Genomic DNA, 22,104 nt, shown 5'->3' on the forward strand with positions numbered 1-22,104 from the left:
AAATATTCATTTTATATAACTCTTTATCAAATTTTGATTTATTAATTTCCATTTTGATAAAAATCATCAAATATAAGGAGGACAATTCCAACCTTTGGATGAATAGGTGAATACTTCACATCCATCTTCAGTTACTCCCATCATATGTTCAAATTGCGCACTGAGAGATCGATCACGCGTTACGGCTGTCCAGTCATCATCAAGAATTTTAACGTCTGCCTTACCAGCGTTTAACATAGGTTCAATAGTGAAAACCATTCCTGGTTTTAACACAAGTCCCTGCCCCTTTTTTCCATAATGCAATACATTGGGTTCTTGATGAAAAACGCGTCCAATTCCATGACCACAAAAATCGCGTACAACAGAAAAACGCTGTGATTCTGCATATTGCTGAATGACGTATCCTATATCTCCCAAAGTGTTCCCGGGTTTAACAATATCTATTGCCCTTTTCAGACTCTCATAGGTTACATCTATCAATCGTTGTGCCAAGCGTGAGGCCTTGCCAACGACATACATACGGCTACTGTCACCAAACCATCCATCAAGAATAGATGTAACATCGATATTAACAATATCTCCATTTTTTAATTTACGATCTCCAGGAATACCGTGACAAACTACATGATTGATAGATATACAACAAGATTTTGGAAAACCACGATAGTTAAGTGGTGCTGGAATGGCACCTTTATCAATTGTATAATCATGAATAATCTGGTTAAGTTCGTCTGTTGTAACACCTTCCTGAACATGAGAAGTAATCATGTCAAGTGTTTCTGCTGCCAAACGTCCCACAGCTCTTAACCCAACAAAATCCTCTTGAGTGTAAAACATCATGCGACGATCTGTCATTCCTAACTCTCCAATAAGACTTTATCAAATTACCAATAATAAATAACTTGGTATAATTTACGAACTTTTCTTATATACCTAGCTAGGATTATGATCCCTGTCCAGTCTTACTTTTTCCGATTATGTCTGGATATGGTATGATGTCTCACAGCCGCCTTTTTGATATTACGCTTAAAAATCGAATCCCGTTTTTTTGCAATTGAAGTACGTGACGAGGCCTGTGCCACTTCAACCGACTTTTTACCTCTTGTAGTACGGGCTGCACGAACAAGAATTACTTTTGGATGTTTATTATAACGTGGGTGTTTTTTCAAGGAATTTGTTCTTGCCAGATAAACCGGTCTAGCAACAGGAGCCACACCACTTTTTGCAAATCCGTCATCTAGTGCACTCATCATGTATTGATTTCGTGAACCATTACTTGGTGCACCCATAACAACACCAATCAAACGGACATTATCATGAACGGCTGATCCTACAAGATTATGCCCTGCCGCAGCTGTATAACCTGTTTTTAACCCATCCGCGCCAGCATAACCTTTTAACAGGGGATCGTGATTGGGAATTGTCCGTCCACGAAAATAAAAGTAAGGTGTTCTGAACAAAGGATAATATTGAGGAAAATCCGAAATCAAATGTTGTGCCAAAATTGCCAAATCACGCGCAGTTGTTAGTTGCCCAGAATTTGGAAGGCCAGAAGCATTATAAAAACGTGTCCGATTCATTCCCAAAACTTTGGCCTGTTGTGTCATCATTTTGGCAAAGCGTTCTTCGTCTCCACCTCCAATAAATTCGCCAAGAGCGCTAGCCGCATCATTCGCGGATTTAGTAATCAAGCCTAAAACAGCTTCCCTGACAGTAATATATGAACCTGGACGGACTCCTAATTTGGAAGGTTCCATTGAAGCTGCATGAATGGTTATTGGAATTCTCTGATCAAATCGTATGGCATTGGCATTTAAGGCACGAAATGCCATATATAAGGTCATCATTTTTGTCAAACTGGCTGGAAACCGTTTCAAATCAGCATCTTGTTCTGACAAGACTCGGCCATTAACGTCCATTACAATTGAACTGATTCTTCCTACATACTGGGCATGGGCACAATGCGCATAAAATAGTGTATAAGAATATACAGCCGTAAAAAAACCTAAGAAAAAATTCCTAGACGTTTTTCTCATAATTTTCTTAAGACTTACGGTAAAGTTTAACTGTTTCAATTTTTTTATATGATTGTAATAAGTGGACACTTTAATTTTCCAGCTTCTTTTTCATTAAACGTTTACTTGACCTTTAAAAATGATTAACTTCTTAAATTGTTTTGTTTATTTTGGAATCAAATCCCCATGTTAAACAAAACGTTACAAGAAATTGCACCACTATCTTTACGAATATATATTTGGGACTTTATATTCATATAAAAAATATACATCTGAATTTACGCCATATTTTGCAACCATACAAGTCCAAATCAAAATCACTCAATTAGATTCTTCCTTAATTTGAACCTTAACAAAATATTTTATGAAATTTATAAAATGCACTCCAAATACATCATAATGAATCCCTTTAGTAAATCATTTTCTCTTTATTGTATGACTTCCAACCAGAACCAGCATGATTCTAGAAAGAACACAAAAACGCTGACAAAAACAAATTTGAAGAAACCCACCCTGTATAAAGTTCTTATGCTCAATGATGATTTCACTCCCATGAATTTTGTCATTTACACATTGGAAACAATATTCAGAAAAACAACTGAAAATGCTGTTTCAATCATGTTAAAAATCCATCACAATGGAATAGGAATATGTGGTATATTCACATACGAGGTTGCTGAAACAAAAGTTATGCAGGTTATGAATCTTGCCAAACAACATCAATATCCACTGCAATGCCTATTAGAAAAAGAATAAAATTAATTAAATATGATTTGATCAAAATATTAACTGTATAAACCTTTTTCAATAACTATATAATAAATAAAAGGAATATGTAGGATTTCTCTTTCGATATTTCACAGTTTGAAAGTTTAAATGATGTTATCTGATAACTTAGAACATTCCTTACGACAAGCTTTTGAGTTTGCTTTAAATTTTCAACATGAATACATGACGCTTGAACATTTGCTCTATGCATTGACAGGCGATCCCGATGCTATTGTAATTTTTGAAGCCTGTCAGATAAATCTTGAAAAATTACGTCAAGATATCTTCACATTTATTAAAAATGACCTGAATATTCTAGTAACTGAAAAAAAACCATCCCCCAAACCCACGCATGCATTTCAAAGGGTCATTCAAAACGCGTCTGTCCATCTTTCTTCAGACCCAAGTGAAAAAATTAGTGCCGTGCATGTTTTAATTGCTCTTTTTTCTGAGCAGGAAAGTCATGCGGTTTACTTTTTACAAATGCATAATTTGTCAAAATTGGACATTCTGAATTTTATCGCACATGGTATAACAAAAAATACAGAATCCACCCATTTTTTTGGATCAAATTTTTTACCTCAGAATGATATCGATAACCAGTTGAATGATCTGTTCACCTATACTGAAAAAGAAAAATCAAACTCTAAGAATACCAATCCCTTACAACTTTATTGCGTTAATCTAAACGATAAAGCCCGTCAAAACCGTATTGATCCCTTGATTGGAAGGCAATATGAAATTCAGCGTGCAATCCAAATATTGGCACGCCGGACAAAAAACAATCCGTTATTGGTTGGAAATCCTGGTGTAGGAAAAACCGCTATCATAGAAGGTCTGGCCTTACAGATTGTAAACGAGACAGCACCTGAGTTATTGCATAATTCCATAATTTATGCATTAGACATGGGAATTTTATTGGCTGGTACACGATATAGAGGTGATTTTGAGGAACGTTTAAAATCCCTCATTCAATCCATTAAACAAGAAAAAAATGCCATTCTTTTTATTGATGAAATTCATACAATAGTCGGAGCTGGTTCCACTACAAACGGATCCATGGATGCATCAAACCTTTTGAAACCAGCACTCGCTGAAGGCAGTTTAAGATGTATCGGATCAACTACCTATAAGGAATATCGGCAATATATTGAAAAAGATCATGCCTTAGTCAGAAGATTTCAAAAAATCGATATTCCCGAACCTTCGATAGATGAAACAATCAACATCTTAAAAGGTCTTAAAAAAAATTATGAAAAATATCACAATGTAAAATACACTCATGATGCTCTTGAAACAGCGGTTACCTTATCTGCCAGATATATCCATGACCGTAAATTTCCGGATAAAGCATTAGACATAATTGATGAGGTTGGTGCTATACAGGCCATTTCCCCTGCCAAAAAACGCAAAAAAACGATTACAGTCAATGACATTGAAAAAACAATTGCTAATATCGCCCGCATTCCTGAAAATACTGTTTCAACCAGTGATAAAAAGGTTCTCTCTCAAATTGATAATAAACTGAAAAAAGTTATTTTTGGGCAGGATCAAGCAATTGAGACATTAGCTTCAGCCATAAGAATTTCCCGTGCCGGGTTGCGTTCCGAAAGAAAACCAATAGGTAACTACCTCTTTGCAGGACCAACAGGCGTTGGAAAAACAGAAATCGCTCGACAACTTTCAATTCATCTTGGCATCAAGCTCATCCGATACGACATGTCTGAATATATGGAAAAACACTCTGTTTCAAGAATGATTGGTGCACCACCCGGTTATATCGGTTTTGATCAGGGCGGATTGTTGACAGATATAATTGACCAGAATCCCTATGCCATTCTTCTTCTTGATGAAATTGAAAAAGCTCATCCTGATTTACATAATATTCTTTTACAGGTAATGGATCATGGTATTTTAACAGATCATAATGGTAAGGAAATTAATTTTCGAAATATTATCCTTATTATGACCACCAATACAGGGGCAACAGAATTTACTCGTTCAGCAATTGGTTTTGTAAAAAATCATCAAGCTGGATATGCAAACGAGGCCATAAACGAAAAATTCTCACCAGAATTCAGAAATCGTCTCGATGCGATTATTAATTTTAGACCTTTATCAAAACCAATCGTTGCTCAAATTGTTGATAAATTCATTAATGAACTAAACACTAGATTATCAAATAAAAACATTATTATAGAAATTTCCAAATCGGCAAAGGATTGGCTGGTTGAAAATGGATATGATCCATTGTATGGAGCACGTCCTATGCATCGTATTATTCAGGACTTTATTAACAAACCCCTCTCTAATGAAATATTGTTTGGTACATTAACAAAAGGTGGCAAAGTTCATGTAGTAGTAAAAAATAATAAAATATCCCTTAATTGCTTAAAAAAAATAAATTCAATTCTATCAAGAAAAAACGAGCTGGTTTAAATAAATTTTACTTTATCATCAAAAAAATGATGTTTCAAAACGCATAATCTTATTATTATATTTAAAATTCTAATTGAATTAATAATATTTTATACCATTTATAATCACATAACCTGGATAGGGCCATTTTCTGCTTGCTCCCTTATGCGTCCAATCAACTCCCTGATGTCTTGGACTATCATAATAATATCGCCCGACAACTTCAGCATAGTCCCCTCTTTTTACCCAAGGCCAGGTTGGAGCTTTCATTTCATCGAGATTATTCACAATTCGAATGGATACACCTTTCCCGACATAAAGATAAAAATAGCCATGTAAGCCACTTCTGGTATAACGTGCATCACTTACTGTGATCACCTTACCACAAAGATGAACAGGAACATCCTTAAAAGTTAAATGTTCAATATTATTTTCATACTCTTGTTGAATATGTAAAAAATTTTCATTATCACATTTATCAGAAGCAGGTTGTGCCAGACTTTGAAAAGAGTAAAAAAAGAGGCTGGACAATATGAACAGCCAAGAAAAAAAACGAGTTTCAATAATCATTGAAGATTATTCCTTAGACTTATTTAGATTTTTTATTTTTTTATCTTTACCGATTTTATTATTCTTTTTGATTTTTTTCCTACTTTATTATCAGAAAATTTACCTCCTAATTCAGCTTTCAGTGAATTTAAAGATTCCAGAACTTCTTGACTTGGCTTGGGTTCTGGAATATGAAGTTTTTCCAATTCATCAATCATGATTTCCGCGACAACCAAACGTGCAAACCATTTGTTGTTGGCAGGAATCACAAACCAGGGGGCGTTTGGTGCCGCTGTCTGCACAATGACCTCTTGATATGCACCTTGATATTCTTCCCAAAATTGACGCTCTTTTGGATCATTGGGGGAAAATTTCCATTGTTTTTCTTTATTTTCCAAACGTGCCAATAAACGCTTGCGCTGTTCCTCTTTGGATATATTTAAAAAACATTTAACTATTCCAATACCTTGTCGATAAATATATTTTTCGAAATTACGAATATCTTCATAACGGTCAGACCAGAAATTTTTATTGTTAAGTACCCGCAACGGTAGTTTTTGATTGGCCAAAATAGAGGGATGAACCTTGGTAACAAGCACTTCCTCATAATGACTTCGATTAAAAATCGTAATCTTGCCTCTGGAAGGAACGGCCATATGAATACGCCATAAATAATCATGCATCAATTCTACAGGACCAGGCTGCTTAAATGAAGTTATCGTAATGCCCTGCGGATTTATTCCAGAAGTGACATGTTTAATCGTACCGTCCTTACCAGAAGTATCCATACCTTGCAAAGCGACCAATAAAGCTGAATGCCCATTCGCAAATAACAGCTCTTGTAAATAGCTTAACCGTTTAATACGTTTCTTCAGCACTTTTTTTGCTTCTTTGGGAGATAGGGATAATCCGGCAGTATCATCCGCATTATAATCCGTTATAAGAAATTTTTTTCCATCCTCTACACGATATTTTGTTCTTAACAACTCACGTATTGATTGATCCGACATTTAAAGCTCCTTTAATGTTAACGATAAATTATTACGATATATCAATTTCCTGTTTTTACTACTGCAACCCCACCCGGCGCTTGGCAAACAGGCATAAGTTCAATTCGATTAACATTGACATGAGAGGGAAGACTTAAAATCCAACGTACCGTTTCAGCAATATCCATAGCTGTTAAGGGAATTGTACCTTTGTAAACTTCTTTACCTTTAGCAGAATCTTTTAGTCTTACCTCGCTAAATTCGGTTCCACCACAAAGACCCGGTTCAATATTCGTTACCTTCAATGCAGTGCCAACCAGATCAGTTTTAAGATTTAACATAAACTGTTTAACAAATGCCTTTGTCGCACCATAAACATTCCCACCACGATATGGATACGTACCTGCAATACTGCCTAAGGAAATAATATGTCCCCTCTTTCTTTCAAGCATTCCACTAATAACCAACTGAGTCAAATGAATTAATCCGATAATATTTGTTTGAACCATCCGATCCCAATCCTTTAAATCAATATTGGGAATTGGCTCCACGCCAAGTGCCAATCCTGCATTATTGACCAAAACATCAATATTCTGAAATTTGGCTGGTAAACTACCTAATTGACGCAAAAACAATTCTGATTTGGTCATATCCATTTCAAGTGGAAAAATTTTTCCAGGATGTTTGCTTGATAGGGATTCCAATTTATTCATCCTACGTGCCGCTGCAACAACCTGATAACCCTCCTGCACCAATACTTCGGCTATTGCCATTCCAAATCCAGCCGATGCACCTGTGACCAGTACCGTTCCCCTCATGATTTTCGTTCCCCTAACTATAAAAAAAACTAAGTAAATTATAATAATTACATTACCGCAATTATAAATTATTTTTTTGAAACGGACCATTAAAAGCTGTTCATTTACATTTCATTAAATCTGATAGTATAGTTTAATTTGAATCATCTCATTTTAAATAAATTATTATATTTGGTTTCTTTGAAAAATGACACATTCTTTCCTTGATCTTACCAAAGGATTGGCAGGCTGTTTTCTAATGTCAAGTCCTTTTACAACCTCACCCGCATTTGCACAGACGGTTGTTTTTATTTGTGCATATTCTCCGAAGGAAGGTACAATGGGCATTGTCATTAACCGTCATATTGCCAAACCAACTCCAAAAGAATTGCTAAATCAGCTTGGAATTAAAACGATGCCAACATCAAATAATTTTTCTATTACAGCGGGTGGTCCAATTGAAAATGCCCATGGTCTGGTTCTGCACACAAATGACTGGAAAGGTAAGGAATCAGTCTATGTAACAAAACAAATCAAATTGAGTACAAGCCTGGATATCTTACGTGATTTATCAGAAGGGCATGGTCCTTCAAAAGCGTTACTAGCTCTTGGTCATGCCAATTGGTCACCAGGACAGCTAGAAGAGGAACTTAATAATAATCTTTGGTATGTTGCTCCCTGTCAGGAAAGCATTTTATACAACAAAAATTTCAAGAATAAATGGTCAGACTGCTATAAATCCATTCTAACAAATCCAAGAAAAATATCTTTATATTCCGGAGAAGCGTGATTTAGTTTGATACATAAAAAAATAACTCAAATATTTAATCGTTTCCGTTTTCTGAATAGCCAGCTCAACTTTAACAAAGCATGTTATGATTTTTTTCTAATATGACAAAACAAATTTGATTATTTAATGATTCATTTGTTAGTTCTTTACAGTTTGTTATTGAATGAAATAAAAACATACAATAAATAGATTTTTATCTTTACGTTTTTCTATATACAAATATAGAAAAACGATATGTAATTTTACCAAATTATTTACAGATTTTTTATTTATTTCAAGTAGTAGATAGACATTTTACACAAAAATTTTATTCGTTTATTGAACATAAATTCCAAACTAAAAAAATTTTAAAAATATCCAAAATAGAACTGCAGATAACATAATTGAAACAGGCAAGGTTAAAATCCACGCCATTGCCATATTACGTATTGTTCTCCATTGAATACCATCACCATTGGCCAGTGCAGTTCCTGCCACCGCAGAAGTCACGACATGTGTGGTGCTAATAGGCATATGAAACTGATTTCCCATTTGTATCATTGTCATTGCGACAGTTTCAGCAACCGCACCTTGACCATAGCTCATTTCATTTTTACCAATTTTTCTGCCTACTGTAACAACCACTCTTTTCCATCCAACCATTGTTCCCAAACCTAGGGCAATTGCAATTACAGCCTTGACCCACGGAGGAATGAATTGTATTGCCGTGACAATCTCTTTCTCGAATTTTTCAAATAAATCCTTTTGAGAAGATGTCAGAGGAGATACCTTGGTAAAATGCACCAGATTCTGTTCAACCAAATACAAATCGTTTCTTAAATTGGCCTGATATTCAACAGGGACTTGCTTAAACGTTTCCTTGTTATTTACATCATGCTGAATGGATTGCAACATCATCCGAATAGCAGGAATAGTTTCGGGAAAAATTTTACTGGACTGAATTGTTTTTGTCAGAATTTGACGACTTTGATCAATTGTAGGTAAATCCAGATTATTATTATATTTCATGAGAACTTGATCAATAACTACCGCTTTATTCATGAAATTCTCGACTTGTTTTGATGAAACCGCATTATTCAACGCATATGCGGTTGGTACGGTTCCTATCAAAATAAGCATGATTAATCCCATACCCTTTTGCCCATCATTTGAACCATGACTAAAGCTTACACCGGTACATGTAAGAATCAATAATAAACGGATCGGCCAAGGAGGTGTCTTTCCTGCTTCAGGTACTTTGTAAAAAGAGGTGATGGGCAAAAAATTCTTCAACAGAAACATTCCCAGTAATGCAATCGTAAATCCTGCCAAAGGACTGAATACAAGAGCCTTGAAAACCTGCAAAGCCTGTCCCCAGTCAACACCACTTGCCCTGTTATTTCCCATAAGCAACTGATTCATTAGACCAACGCCCAAAATCGAACCAATTAAAGTATGAGATGAAGAATTCGGAATCCCGAAAAACCAGGTTACCAGATTCCAGATCACTGCAGCCAGAAGTAATGCAAAAACCATTGAAAATCCAGCTTCACTTCCAACCTTGAGAACTAATTCAACAGGTAAAAGAGAAACTATTGTAAAAGCAACAGCGCCGCTTGAACACAAAACACCCAGGAAATTCCATAAACCTGACCAGACAACAGCTACAATTGGCGGCAAGGAATTGCTGTAAATTACAGTTGCAACAGCATTGGCTGTGTCATGAAAACCGTTTATGAATTCAAAACCCAAAGCAATAACAAGAGCCAGAGCCAATAATACAAATGCCAGAAAAGATGGATTGGTAACGCCTATTATATCTTCACGCAAATGAAGGATAATGTAGATTATGCTACCCAATAAAACTAAGATAAAAGCGATCTTGTTGAAACGTGGATTATTAGGTAGGATCATATTCAAGGCTTTTTTCACTATAGACAAAATCCGTTTCTTGCATCATCAAATTGATCATAAAATTAACTTTATTTCAGAAACGCTACAATTTAGTTGGATAGAATTGTTTACGGATAGGTTAATTGTTTACAATGGCCTGACCCCTTTATCATAGGTCTTCATATAGTCATCCAAACCTTAATTTATAATGTTTTCATATTTATCATCATCAATCTTTTTTTACAAAAGAAAAATATGCTTCACAAGATATGAGATTTATATCTTTCACATTTATGAATAAAAAATCATATCCGTCATCGCAAAGATACACCCCGAATAATTAAGAACTATTTTCTTACGTGTTTTTTCTGTTTTCTCTTTATTTTTACAAATTATTTGTTTAAATAAATATGAGGCTTTTTGTCAGATAAATTTCTTCAGTTGAAACTCTATTTACTCTCTACTATCCATGAATGACAATTTGATAAATTCGGAAGTTCCCTCTTATTTTCCAATAACTTTGCGTATAGATGGAACGCGAATAGTGATAATTGGCGGGGGTAAAATTGCGGCACGTAAAATCAGGCTTTTATTAAGGAAAAATGTACAAATTGAAGTTTATGCGCAAACCTTTAATAAAGAATTGCAAACCTATGAAAAAGAAAAACTGATTAAATTTTGTTCCCCTTTACTAAACGAAAATGATTTTATTCAAAATGCGAAAGACGCTACCTTAATTTTTATCACGACTGACGATCATGAATATAATACTCTTATTTCCCTATGGGCAAAAAAATTAAATATTCCTGTCTGCACCGTTGATAATGCGGAATTATCTACCTTTATCACCCCTTCGATTATTGATCGTGATCCTGTACAAATCGCCATCTCCACAGGAGGTTCCGCTCCTGTATTGGGACGGCGAATACGTCAAAAAATTGAACCTCTACTCGGACAAGTCATCGGTCCATTAGCTTCATTCATCGGAAAACACAGGAATTGGGCCAAGGAAATATTATCAACCCATCAAGAACGACAACGGTTATGGGAAAGATTCATTGATGGCTATGGCACTTCCCTTATTAGCCAACAAAAAGAAAAACAAGCATTTGATTTTCTCAAGAATATTGCAAAAGAACCTTTTTTGAAGAAAGGTGAGGTATGGCTGGTTGGGGCAGGACCGGGTGATCCGGATTTACTAACCATAAAAGCACTTCATCACCTGCAAAATGCTGATGTCATTTTATATGATAATTTATTATCACCCAAAATCCTAGATTACATACGTCGTGATGCATTATTATTTTTTGTAGGAAAACAAAAAAATCACCATACTTTAAAACAAGAAGAAATAAATGATTCACTAATCAAATATGCACGACAAGGCAAACGTGTTTTACGATTGAAAGGTGGTGATCCTTTTATATTTGGCCGCGGTGGGGAAGAGGCCGAGGCATTAATGCATGCTGGAATTCCATTTAAAATTATACCCGGCATCTCCGCTTCTAATGGTTGTGCGGCATATGCCGGAATTCCCCTAACACATCGTGAATGTGCACAGGCCTGCTTATTTTTAACCGGTCATACCAAGAAAACAGATCAACTTAACCTACCGTGGGAGAACATGATATTTAAAGACCAAACCTTGGTCATTTATATGGGACTTTCTTCTTTACCTCTTTTATGTAAAACACTTATTGATAAAGGATTGGAACAAACATGGCCTGCTGCTGCGATTGAAAAAGGAACCTTTCACGATCAGCAGGTAATTATCGGAAATTTAAAAACCTTACCTGATTTGGTTATGCAAAAAAAAATAGGTAGTCCCGTTTTAATAATAATCGGTCAAGTCATTCATCACAGAGTTACATAAAACACATTCAGTTTGCAAAAGCATCATTCAAAGGAATGGAACATGTTTCAGAAACTTTCTTACGCCATCGATCAACATTGACGCCATAGGTAATCCCCTTGATAATCGATAGCGAGTGAAGCATACTGTAAAGTGAAAAGTCGTTCCAAGATAGCTGCCGTTTCAAATCCAACAAAGGATAATTTTTCATTAAGGGTTCCAGACAGTCAATCGCCTTTTGAGTTCTCTGGATCAAGCTCGGATCAGCCAGATCAGAAACAAATCCCCCGCCAGAGGGGTCCTTTTTTTTACGGTAATATTTCTTTGCCTCTTCTGTGGAAAATTCAGGAAACGGTGCATTTACCCAACGAGGATAGGTCAAGCGATAAATAAAACGTTGAACATGACTGATCCATTCCATAATTTCTTCATTATCAGGCAACGTAATCTTTGGCTTATCTATGGTTGTATCAATATAGTTAATAATATCACGACTTTCCGGCATAAAGCGATTTTGCTGATATTCCAATATAGGCAACTGTTTACGCCCTACCATTTGCATGGGACCATGAATGTCATCATATAGTAAATATGATATTTCTACGGGATAATTTTTCAAAACAAAAATCATTTTTGTCATGACACAAAAAGGACAATGTTCATAGATATAAAGTTTCATAGCAATTAAACAACACCCCTCAAATGATCACCCTGCAAATTATCAAAATTTAAATTAATATATTTAAATCCCTTTTACTTTAATTAAAAATTATATTTGAAAATAAAATTACAAGGTCTTATTGAATCATTTTACTATCATAACTTATAATTAAAAACTAAAATTATCATTTAGGAAATAAAAATGTTAATTCGAAAACAATTTCTTCTTCTTTTATCCATGTGTTATTTAATACCACTATATCATGCTTCTGCTAATCTTGGTAAAAATCAACTATCCATATGGCCTAAAGCAGAAAAAGGATATCAAAGAATCGTAATTCAACTACCACCCCTTTCCAATGAATACAATGCACGTGTTGAATTGATTCCCCAGAAAAAAATTAAATCAGACTGTAACACGGTCATAATCCACGGTCATATGACAACACAAACAATTCAAGGATGGGGATATGATTTTTACAGATTAGACAAAATCAGCAAACCGGCTTCTACCCTTATGGCCTGTCCACAGAACATTGAACAAGAGAAGCAGGTTTCAATTACGACCAATTTAACCTTTATAAACTACAATAGCAAACTACCCCTCGTTGTTTATGTGCCAAACGATATAACTCTTGCTTATCGGATTTGGACATCTTCTTCAATGCATCAAGCTAGAAATAAATAAATTTGCGGCATAACTTCATAGAGACAACAAAGATAAGATTGAAACAAACTTTTTTGGTTCATCTACCTCAGCAAAACTGAATATTTATTTAAATAACTTCCCATTGATTTATAAGATTCATATTCCTTGGTCATACTGTCATATATTATACAAACAAATTTGGATTTATTGATGAATATATGTTTCAGGCTATAGAATCATATGGTTATTCAATTAATTTCACTTTGAACCTGATAAAATTACTTATAAAATGTATATCTCGAAAACAGCTTTACTAATTTTCAGGTCCAGATTGTTTTTCAAGGTATCAGGCTGATGCAAATAAACCGTTTCAAAACTTATTTGATCTCCTTTTGTTACAGGAATCGCATTAGAAAAAGTTAGCTTTGGACTGGCACAAATTGTATTCATCACATCATTGATATAAGGAATCAGGGGAAATTCAATTTGATTAACAGGTTGAAACCGAATTGTTTTATCGGTTTTAACAATTTTTAAAACCAATTGATCACCGCCATGAAAAGAGATTGGTCCTGACAAATCCATATTTTCTTCCTTGAATATGAATGAGCCATTTATTTGTAACAAGCCCGTTGCGGGAATCCGCCATAATTCATTTTTATTTTGCCATTCATCTGAAATATTTTGAACAGGGGATATTTTATCCAGTTTAAGTTTAGTCCATGAATTTTCTATTTTCTTTGAATATGGTATGATTGAATCTTTGGATGACAACCTTATATAATGGTGATTATTTGCAGAAAAAGATTTTTCTGATGGAACAGGCTTGACAATCCGATTTGAATTGTTTGTGACCGAGGGTCTTATCTCTACAATTTTATCATCATCCAATAATGATAAATTGGAAGAAACTACAGTTAAATCCGGTTTTCCCGATATGTTATTTTTTACCAAGACTTTATCATTAACAATATTCCATTCCCCAGAATTTTTCGGTTTATCCTTGATGGAGCAAAGTAAAACTGGTGAAGAATAACCTGGATAATCATGGCATAATATTAATGTGCCTATTGGAACATAATTTGGTAGTTCTTTAATGGAAAAGAATGCGAGTTGCAAAAAATCTGCTGAAAGATGTTTAGTCGAAACAACCCCGTTACAACCAAGATAAATATTTTTAGGTTTTATTCTTGCTGTTCCAATATAAAGACTTTGTCCGGCAATCATTCCTTCTGTAACGACAGAAATCCCTTTTCCTATAGGATTCCCAGATATAAATGCATCTGTATGAATAGACTTGACATCAATATTCTCATTACACAATGAATTCCTTTTTATATCAGGTCTTGATGATTTTTCAATTTGCGATAAATAAGATTTGTCAAAAAGGTTATATTCAATTGGAATCGGCTTAACGACCCCCTGCATTGTAAAAATCTTGAACCATTTTGAATTAATTTTAGGGTCATATTGCCAGAGATTGTATGTTTTAAGATTTAATAATAAATCACCTTCAATCCAGGACAATCCAAATTCCTGTTTATAATGTTGATCTGGATCGCTGTTAATAACCCATAATTCAGGTTTTCTTAAACCATGCCTTTGATTATAAACTGTTTTATTTTGACCAATAACATCCAGTAAAACCGTAAAAATTTGCTCTAATCCTGTATCAGTAATGATTTTAAATGCAATCGTCGATTTCGTATTTATTTTTCCTCCGGAAATATTGACTGAAAATTTACGTTTTGAAATCAAGAATTCATTCAGAATTATCGTAGGATCTCCACATTCAAATTCTATCGTATTAATGAATGATTGTGGATGCAGGGCGTAAGATAGATCAATTAAACAGGTCATGTCACAATTTTCAGTTACCTGTATAAAATCTGTTTTATATCCTTTTTGCAAAACAGGTAAAATTGTCATCTTCCACTGTGAAAAATAAGGCATCATGAACCGTTTACAGCCTTTTTTGAACACACTCAAAACCATTTTAACCTGTACCTTGTCTCTTTATTAGAGAATATTAACAATAATATTTTTAATTAATAGAAAAATAGTATATTGAATATGGGTAGGGTAGTAACCTGGATCAATCAATATAATTAAATTATATAAAATTAATTCTGATATAATGAATATTTTACCTAGATCCCTCTTTCAGTTTTTAATTATCCCCATGGGATTAAGTCTGATTTTACTTTCCCCTTCTTATGCAAAAACTGAGAAAGATAAACCGATGAATGATATAGATCGTGTTATCAGGCCTGAAAAAAAACAGGTTCTTGTACTAACTACCGGAGGAACCATCGCAGGATCAGCGACAACAGACGAGCTCGAATATAAAGCAGGTAACACCAAAGGAGAAGATCTTGTCGCTTCCATACCTGCTTTGCAAAACATGGCAAAAATTCATGTTGATCCCGTGGCGCAAATCGGTTCTCAGGATATGTCTGATACAATTTTGTTAAAATTGGCCAAAAAAGTTCAGGCTGCTGAAAATAATCCTTCAATATCAGGAATTGTCATTACCCATGGCACTGATACCATGGAAGAAACCGCGTTTTTTCTTGATAAACTTATAAATTCGAAAAAACCAATTATTTTGACGGGTGCAATGCGCCCGACCAATTTTATCAGTTCAGATGGTGCATCCAATCTTGTCAATGCTGTTAAATTGGCTACACGCCCCGAGGCTTATCACCAACCTGTCATGATTGTAATGAATGACATGATTTATGATGCACATTCTGTTCAAAAAAGCCATACAACCAGCCTCCAAACTTTTCAATCCCCCAATACAGGGCCAATCGGCATTATCAATAATGATCATGTATATTTTTACCGTACGTCCAGTAATGCAAGGAAACATATTTACGCCATACCCGAGAAAGCCCCTTTTCCGCGTGTTGAAATTATTTATTCTCATATCCAGATGGATGGAGATCTTATTCATGATGCGGTCAAAAGAGGTGCAAAAGGCATAATCCTTGCTGGCGTTGGTGATGGAAATACATCAACCCAGGCAATACAAGCATTGAAAGAGGTCGCCAGCAAGGGTGTTATTGTTGTTCGATCCAGCAGAACGGGAAGCGGATTTGTCAATCGTAATGTTGAAGTTAATGATGATGCCAACAAATTTATAGCCGCAGCTGATTTAAACCCGCAAAAAGCCAGAATTTTGTTACAACTTATCTTGGCAAACAAGATTAATGAATTAGATACTATTCAACAACTTTTTTATGAAATGAACTGATTTAAAATAAATGCCATTATTATTAATACAAAATATGGCATCCTAATTTTCACAATTTGATTCTTAAGCTTTAATTTTTTACAAGCTTGAAATCAGAACAAGATTACGTTTATCCTAAACCTTCATTTAGAATAATTTTTATTAAAACCCTAATGTGGAGTTTTAGATTGATAAAATATTTATCGTATACAATCCTGTCTCTAATAATCTCTTTGACTCTTCTATCGAATTTGACATATGCAAGATCATCAAACACAAAATCCAGTGTTAAAATCAGTCCATTAAATAAATCGTCTAGAATTTTACCACAAATAGAAATTTTCGAAAGCCATGTCGGCATAAGCAAAAATTATGTTATAGCCTTAGATCCCATCCATCCTGGAGCAACTTTAATAGCCTACAATTCTCCTACCTGTCAGGCCAATACCCATGGAAATACGATACTCAACCATCATGATCCATCAAAACTAGAATTCACTGCAAAAGAAGATCCCTATTGCAAAATATCTATGCAAATTACAAAAAACCATCAATTGAAAATACTTAGTGAGACAATTCCTTGTAGTACATGGCATGGGGATTTTTGCTCTTTTGAAACATTGCCAATAGTAAACCGTATTTATCCGATAACGATTAAAGAGAATATTTCTTCAAGCAAATCCGAAGAAAAAGGTCAACCCAAATGAAATCCTTATCCTTGATATCAAAAATAAAATATGCATACACATTTATCTGCATTATTTTATCTTTACCCACAATGGCAATGAATCCATCTCATTCCTCACAATCCATTACAGAACAAACTGTCGAAAAGGATCCCGTTAATCTGATCCTCTATGAAAACAGAACTCAGGATAATTATGCGGCTGTAGGTTATATGCCATACTATCCCGCTTATGGCATGATTCATTATAACACTCCAAGCTGCAAAATTGAGATGACAGGTTTTGTTGATCCTTTTGCACTCAAGAAAAATAAATTAATTATCAGCTATAAGAAATGCAGGATATCCTTTGACCAGGATGGACAATCCCTAAAAAATCCACATGAAACTGAAGCATGTATGATTTATCATGTGAAGGAATGTAATTTCAGGACGCTTTCTAATTTAAGAAAAATTGATTTTCAATCTAATACAGAATAATTAACAAAATATCATACACAATCTCACGAAATTGCGTATGATTGTATGCAGCTACAAAACAATATTATAGTTTTTTAACCATTTATGACCAATTCTATCAGCAGCCATAATAGCAGCATAAACCTGATCTTCAGTAACTTCGAAAGGCATGTTGTGTATGGTGTCATCTTTTGCACAACTTGCCTTTGCCACTTTCATTATTTTTCCCTTAAGATCATCATTATCCTGTATACCAATTTGGTCAAGCGTAACCGGTAAACCTATTTGTACACAAAAATCAAGAACGGTTTCCAATTCTTCCTGTTTCGCATTTTCAAGTACAAGCTGGGCTAAAGTGCCGAATGCAACTTTTTCACCGTGTAACATGGTGTGACATTCTTCAAGAACGGTTAATCCATTATGGATTGCATGTGCACCTGCCAGGCCAGAACTTTCAAATCCGATACCACTTAAATACGTATTCGCCTCGATAATGTTGTCGACAGCTTTTATAGCAACTCCAGCCTCGACAGCCGCTTTCGCTTTCAATCCTTCCTCCAACAAGGTTTCATAACATAACCTGGCCAAATTCAAGGCTGCCAATGTTGATTGCCCCCCTGCCATGGAGACAGCTCTTGCCTCATAACAGGCTCTGGCTTCAAAATAGGTAGATAATGCATCTCCCATTCCTGAAATCAATAAACGAAGAGGTGCATTGGCAACAATTGTGCTATCCATAATTACCATATCAGGATTGGAAGGATACATCAAATATTCCTCAAAAGCGCCATCTTCGGTATAAATTACAGATAAAGCGCTGGTTGGCGCATCATTCGATGCAGCTGTCGGCACAATTATAACCGGAACCTTATTATAAAACGCAATGGCTTTCGCTGTATCAAGGGCTTTCCCGCCACCAACACCGACAACCCCTTTGCAACCGTGTCTCTTTAGAATTTCCCCTAAACGATTAATCTCTTTTTTACAACACTCTCCCCTAAAAATTTCAAAATATGCCTGCACCGAGGAAATCTGGAAACTTTTTTCCAATGCGGCTTGTGTCAAATTCATTACAAAACTATCAGCGACAACCAAATAACTATTGGCCAGCATCAAGGCATATTTACCAACTTTTTCAAGTGCACCAGCACCTTGGATATATTTTGACGGAGATTGAATAATCGTTAACATCACAAATCCTCTGATTATGTGTTCCTATTTTCAAATATTCACAACCATGGAATATACTAAATAGTTTAATACCAACTTAATTATACATAATAAGGATAGTTTATTTTACAAATAATTTAAATATAATTGAGCATGCAAACATTATAAAAACAGATGCTGATAATCTATCTATCCTGGACTTATAGATTTGATAAAAGGCCTGTATCCCGGAATGTGAAAAAGCCAATCCTACAAAAAGAAACCAGATCAGGGTTTCAAGCGTTATCATAATAAAAATAAAAAAAACAGTGGAAGGATTTGACCCAAAATGAATAATTGAAAAAATACTTGAAAAATAAGGTGTAATCCCAACAACGAGAACAAAGCCCAGATAATTGTCCCCAATGTTGTACCCGTTACAACTTGAATGACAGTTTTTTTATTGCCTGTTAACCTTGTTCTTGAATTTAATAGAAAATCAGGGCCCGCTACTACCAATACACATAAGTGTATGAAAAATATGCTGATAAAAAGCATAATACAATAAAATTCTCATTAACTATTCAAAAAGATCAGAAACAGTATTCCATATTAAATTCAATTCTTGTCTTCAAAATATAAAAATATTACTTAACCCTTGGACGAACAGGTTTAGGCAAGGGAAATTTATTTTCCTTGATATCATTGGATAACGCTGGAAAAGGATCAATCCCGGTTTTGTAAATGAAAAAAGCTATACTCATGCGATAACATACAGGCCTATGTGAATTTTTACAAAAATAAACCCCACCCTTTTTTAAGGACGGAATATAAACCGCTTTCCAGACTGCATACGGAACCCATACTCCGTCATAACCGATTCTTTTGACCGGTTCCTGAAAATAAGAACCTGTTATAACATATAACTGATCGTAAGATATTGCCATTTTCCTTACATGATGTTCAATCCAGTTCCATTTTCCACTATTCAGCTGCTTTGTCTGAGGTACAATATTACTGGAGATAAAAGTCTGTACCTGAGATTGATAATCAGGCATATCCCCACTAGGCGTCATATGACCACGATCAAAACCTGATCCTCTGTAATCCCTGACAACAGGATCACGTTTATCAAATTTACCATATCTTTTCATTTTCTTACTGGCCATTACCTGACTTTTTGTCAAAAATTCAGCTGAATAAATATTTCCCAAAGTTATATCTGAAAAAGAAACGGCATAATCTTTGAAGCAGACTGTTTTTATCGGCCATTCAATAACTGGCGGTTTTCCATATAAAAACTTATTTTGACATGGAATTTGCGCTTGAACACAAATTCCAAACCCTAATAAAATAAAAAGTAAAACCAATAACTTTTTTTTCACAATTACTCTTCAATCTTTATCTAGTCCATTAAAAAAATAATGATTGATATATAATAGCTGCGAACCTATTGCACAATATAAAGACAATTTTTTCTGATTAAATTTAATCTCTTTAACCATATTTAAAAATTATAAAATTTGGTTTTTTTAAAATTATCAATTTTTTGTCATGTAAAGAACATAACAGCTTTAAAACACTAATTACGATAACTTTATTATATTAACTTAAAAATATGATTTAAAAATAACGATATATATTTGTTGAAATGACAAATTATCTGATAAAAATTCAAATAATAAATTCCAAGAAAAATCAATAATGGAAATTTTCAGTTTATATGAATTATTTTTGAAATAAAAAATCATATAACCTTTTGAATTTATTACGAACTATATTTAGTTGGAATATTCAAAATAAACATCAAGCTATGACGATAATATCTTATTCTCGATCATTTATATATTTAATCACAACATATGAACTAATTTCATATATTTTCTTTTGTACACTACAGAAAATATAATGATTATTTGATTAAATAATTAATCTATATTAAGTAAGATTTAACTTAATGAATTATTAATTGGAGCGGGCGATGGGATTCGAACCCACGACCCCAACCTTGGCAAGGTTGTGCTCTACCCCTGAGCTACGCCCGCTCTGAAGAGCGTAAAAGCCTTTTATGATATTTCTATCAAAGATGCAAGCGGAAAAAACAAAAATTAAAAATTATTTTTATTTCCTGTCTCTCATCCACTATAATATATACAAAAATCAATTCTAATATCTAGAAATTGTTAAACATATGAGAATCAAATTTTTCATTTAAATGAAACAGGATATGATTTATGGCGCTTTTTAACTCCCCGTCCCAACCTGCAAAAGGTCAACTTTTGACTGAACATGGAACAGCCATTTCATCGGCTTCTCCTTCCAAAACGAGTATTATTGAAGGTAATCAAAATAACTTTGTTCAGGAAGTCGTTGAAGCCAGCCAAAAAATTCCTGTTTTAGTTGATTTTTGGGCGAATTGGTGCAACCCTTGCAAACAACTTACACCATTATTGGAAAAAATTGCAAATGCCACCCAAGGACGCGTGAAACTTGTAAAAATCGATATAGACGCGAATCAAGCCCTTGTCCAACAGTTGATGCAGATCGGCCTTCCCATTCAGTCTATCCCTCTGGTTGCTGCTTTTTGGCAGGGGCAAATAGTTGATTTATTTCAAGGGGTGCAAGCTGAAAGTACAATTCAACAATTTGTCAGTCAATTATTAAAAACCGCTGGTAGTGCAATGCCCAGCGCGGATTTAATTGAACAGGGACAAACATTGTTGCATGACAAAAAATTCGATGAGGCAATGAGTGTTTTTTCCCAAGCCCTTGAACTGGAACCCGAAAAACCGGAAGCATGGGGCGGGTTGATACGATCTATTCTTGCCAGTGCAGGACCAGAAGCGGCACAGGAAAGTCTTGAGCAAGTTCCGGAATCCATACAGGATCATGCCGAAATTATAGGTGCGAAATCTGCCATTGATCTTGCTTTGGAAGGTGATAAAAACACTGGGGAAACACAGACATTAATGGATAAAATCAAATCGGATCCAGATAATTTTCAGGCACGCTATGAACTGGCTACCGCTTTAAATGGTGCCGGAAAAAGAAATGAAGCCGCACATGAATTGCTTGAAATTATGAAAAGAGACAAAAGCTGGAATGATGAAGCGGCAAAAAAACAATTGTTACGTTTTTTTGAATCTTGGGGATTTGACGATCCAGCCACGTTGCAGGGACGTCGTCAATTATCAACCTTATTATTTTCTTAAGC

19 protein-coding genes and 1 tRNA gene are annotated in these 22,104 nt (G+C 34.8%); 9 read left to right on the plus strand and 11 right to left on the minus strand.

The genetic code is table 11. The features are described from left to right. Positions 1 to 66 precede the first annotated feature (66 nt). Both map and H3T57_RS04930 read right to left on the minus strand, forming a co-directional pair. Complete coding sequence (map, locus tag H3T57_RS04925; RefSeq protein ID WP_230881019.1) at positions 67 to 855, minus strand: type I methionyl aminopeptidase; 789 nt, start codon at positions 853 to 855, stop codon at positions 67 to 69. Positions 856 to 962: 107 nt separating this feature from the next. Continuing rightward, entirely contained in the window at positions 963 to 2,036 is a 1,074-nt protein-coding gene (locus H3T57_RS04930) for a D-alanyl-D-alanine carboxypeptidase family protein (RefSeq protein WP_198193377.1), read from the minus strand. 414 nt (positions 2,037 to 2,450) lie between these two features. Here H3T57_RS04930 and clpS point away from each other — a divergent pair, with 414 nt between their 5' ends. Continuing rightward, the gene (clpS, locus tag H3T57_RS04935) at positions 2,451 to 2,771 is read left to right on the plus strand and encodes an ATP-dependent Clp protease adapter ClpS (protein ID WP_196424101.1); all 321 of its coding nucleotides are present in this window, start codon (positions 2,451 to 2,453) and stop codon (positions 2,769 to 2,771) included. Between the two features lie 123 nt (positions 2,772 to 2,894). Next, on the plus strand, positions 2,895 to 5,222 hold the full coding sequence (gene clpA / locus H3T57_RS04940; protein ID WP_155569034.1) for an ATP-dependent Clp protease ATP-binding subunit ClpA: 2,328 nt from the start codon (positions 2,895 to 2,897) through the stop codon (positions 5,220 to 5,222). Positions 5,223 to 5,300: 78 nt separating this feature from the next. On the opposite strand, the gene H3T57_RS04945 is transcribed toward clpA, so the two are convergent. Genes H3T57_RS04945 through H3T57_RS04955 form a run of 3 tightly spaced genes read right to left on the minus strand, consistent with a single transcriptional unit; the run spans position 5,301 to position 7,557 of the window. Then, positions 5,301 to 5,771, minus strand: coding sequence for a DUF3465 domain-containing protein (locus tag H3T57_RS04945; protein WP_155566555.1), 471 nt, complete (start codon positions 5,769 to 5,771; stop codon positions 5,301 to 5,303). A gap of 32 nt (positions 5,772 to 5,803) precedes the next feature. Next, positions 5,804 to 6,760: a PPK2 family polyphosphate kinase gene (locus tag H3T57_RS04950; RefSeq protein ID WP_198193378.1), complete on the minus strand. Its 957-nt coding sequence runs from the start codon at positions 6,758 to 6,760 to the stop codon at positions 5,804 to 5,806. 41 nt (positions 6,761 to 6,801) lie between these two features. Continuing rightward, complete coding sequence (locus H3T57_RS04955; RefSeq protein WP_122124253.1) at positions 6,802 to 7,557, minus strand: SDR family NAD(P)-dependent oxidoreductase; 756 nt, start codon at positions 7,555 to 7,557, stop codon at positions 6,802 to 6,804. Between the two features lie 187 nt (positions 7,558 to 7,744). Here H3T57_RS04955 and H3T57_RS04960 point away from each other — a divergent pair, with 187 nt between their 5' ends. Beyond that, positions 7,745 to 8,326, plus strand: coding sequence for a YqgE/AlgH family protein (locus H3T57_RS04960; protein WP_122123309.1), 582 nt, complete (start codon positions 7,745 to 7,747; stop codon positions 8,324 to 8,326). Positions 8,327 to 8,662: 336 nt separating this feature from the next. Here the strand turns inward: H3T57_RS04960 and H3T57_RS04965 are convergent, their stop codons facing one another. Next, entirely contained in the window at positions 8,663 to 10,219 is a 1,557-nt protein-coding gene (locus H3T57_RS04965; RefSeq protein WP_155566674.1) for an inorganic phosphate transporter, read from the minus strand. 460 nt (positions 10,220 to 10,679) lie between these two features. On the opposite strand from H3T57_RS04965, the gene cysG reads away from it, so the two are divergent. After that, positions 10,680 to 12,071: a siroheme synthase CysG gene (cysG, locus tag H3T57_RS04970; protein WP_232349732.1), complete on the plus strand. Its 1,392-nt coding sequence runs from the start codon at positions 10,680 to 10,682 to the stop codon at positions 12,069 to 12,071. Positions 12,072 to 12,078: 7 nt separating this feature from the next. On the opposite strand, the gene grxB is transcribed toward cysG, so the two are convergent. Then, the gene (gene grxB, locus H3T57_RS04975) at positions 12,079 to 12,729 is read right to left on the minus strand and encodes a glutaredoxin 2 (protein ID WP_122123307.1); all 651 of its coding nucleotides are present in this window, start codon (positions 12,727 to 12,729) and stop codon (positions 12,079 to 12,081) included. 183 nt (positions 12,730 to 12,912) lie between these two features. Here grxB and H3T57_RS04980 point away from each other — a divergent pair, with 183 nt between their 5' ends. Continuing rightward, positions 12,913 to 13,398, plus strand: a complete 486-nt coding sequence (locus H3T57_RS04980; RefSeq protein ID WP_198193380.1) for an ecotin — start codon at positions 12,913 to 12,915, stop codon at positions 13,396 to 13,398. 243 nt (positions 13,399 to 13,641) lie between these two features. Here H3T57_RS04980 and H3T57_RS04985 read toward each other — a convergent pair whose 3' ends face one another. Beyond that, on the minus strand, positions 13,642 to 15,354 hold the full coding sequence (locus tag H3T57_RS04985; RefSeq protein WP_198193381.1) for a hypothetical protein: 1,713 nt from the start codon (positions 15,352 to 15,354) through the stop codon (positions 13,642 to 13,644). Between the two features lie 142 nt (positions 15,355 to 15,496). Between H3T57_RS04985 and H3T57_RS04990 the strand changes: the two genes are divergently transcribed. The 3 genes from H3T57_RS04990 to H3T57_RS05000 all read left to right on the plus strand — a co-directional run bounded on the left by H3T57_RS04990 (position 15,497) and on the right by H3T57_RS05000 (position 17,762). Further along, on the plus strand, positions 15,497 to 16,618 hold the full coding sequence (locus H3T57_RS04990) for an asparaginase (RefSeq protein WP_232349733.1): 1,122 nt from the start codon (positions 15,497 to 15,499) through the stop codon (positions 16,616 to 16,618). 167 nt (positions 16,619 to 16,785) lie between these two features. After that, positions 16,786 to 17,304 (plus strand): hypothetical protein, encoded by a 519-nt coding sequence (locus H3T57_RS04995; protein ID WP_198193382.1) that lies wholly within the window; start codon positions 16,786 to 16,788, stop codon positions 17,302 to 17,304. Continuing rightward, a complete protein-coding gene (locus H3T57_RS05000) occupies positions 17,301 to 17,762 on the plus strand; it encodes a hypothetical protein (protein WP_198193383.1) in 462 nt (153 codons plus the stop codon). Before H3T57_RS04995 ends, H3T57_RS05000 begins: the two co-directional genes overlap by 4 nt. Before the next feature lie 51 nt (positions 17,763 to 17,813). Here the strand turns inward: H3T57_RS05000 and H3T57_RS05005 are convergent, their stop codons facing one another. From H3T57_RS05005 to H3T57_RS05015, 3 genes are all read right to left on the minus strand, one after another. After that, complete coding sequence (locus tag H3T57_RS05005) at positions 17,814 to 18,932, minus strand: glycerol dehydrogenase (RefSeq protein ID WP_198193384.1); 1,119 nt, start codon at positions 18,930 to 18,932, stop codon at positions 17,814 to 17,816. A 605-nt stretch (positions 18,933 to 19,537) separates the two neighbouring features. Then, positions 19,538 to 20,275 carry a DNA/RNA non-specific endonuclease gene (locus H3T57_RS05010; protein ID WP_198193385.1) on the minus strand — a complete coding sequence of 246 codons (738 nt, stop codon included), beginning with the start codon at positions 20,273 to 20,275 and terminating at the stop codon, positions 19,538 to 19,540. Positions 20,276 to 20,860: 585 nt separating this feature from the next. After that, positions 20,861 to 20,935: transfer RNA gene (locus H3T57_RS05015), tRNA-Gly, on the minus strand. Positions 20,936 to 21,124: 189 nt separating this feature from the next. On the opposite strand from H3T57_RS05015, the gene H3T57_RS05020 reads away from it, so the two are divergent. After that, positions 21,125 to 22,102: a co-chaperone YbbN gene (locus H3T57_RS05020; RefSeq protein WP_198193386.1), complete on the plus strand. Its 978-nt coding sequence runs from the start codon at positions 21,125 to 21,127 to the stop codon at positions 22,100 to 22,102. The last annotated feature ends 2 nt before the right edge of the window (positions 22,103 to 22,104 follow it).

Origin of the sequence: Commensalibacter sp. W6292M3, assembly GCF_016101315.1 — a bacterium.
GTDB classification, from domain to species: domain Bacteria; phylum Pseudomonadota; class Alphaproteobacteria; order Acetobacterales; family Acetobacteraceae; genus Commensalibacter; species Commensalibacter melissae.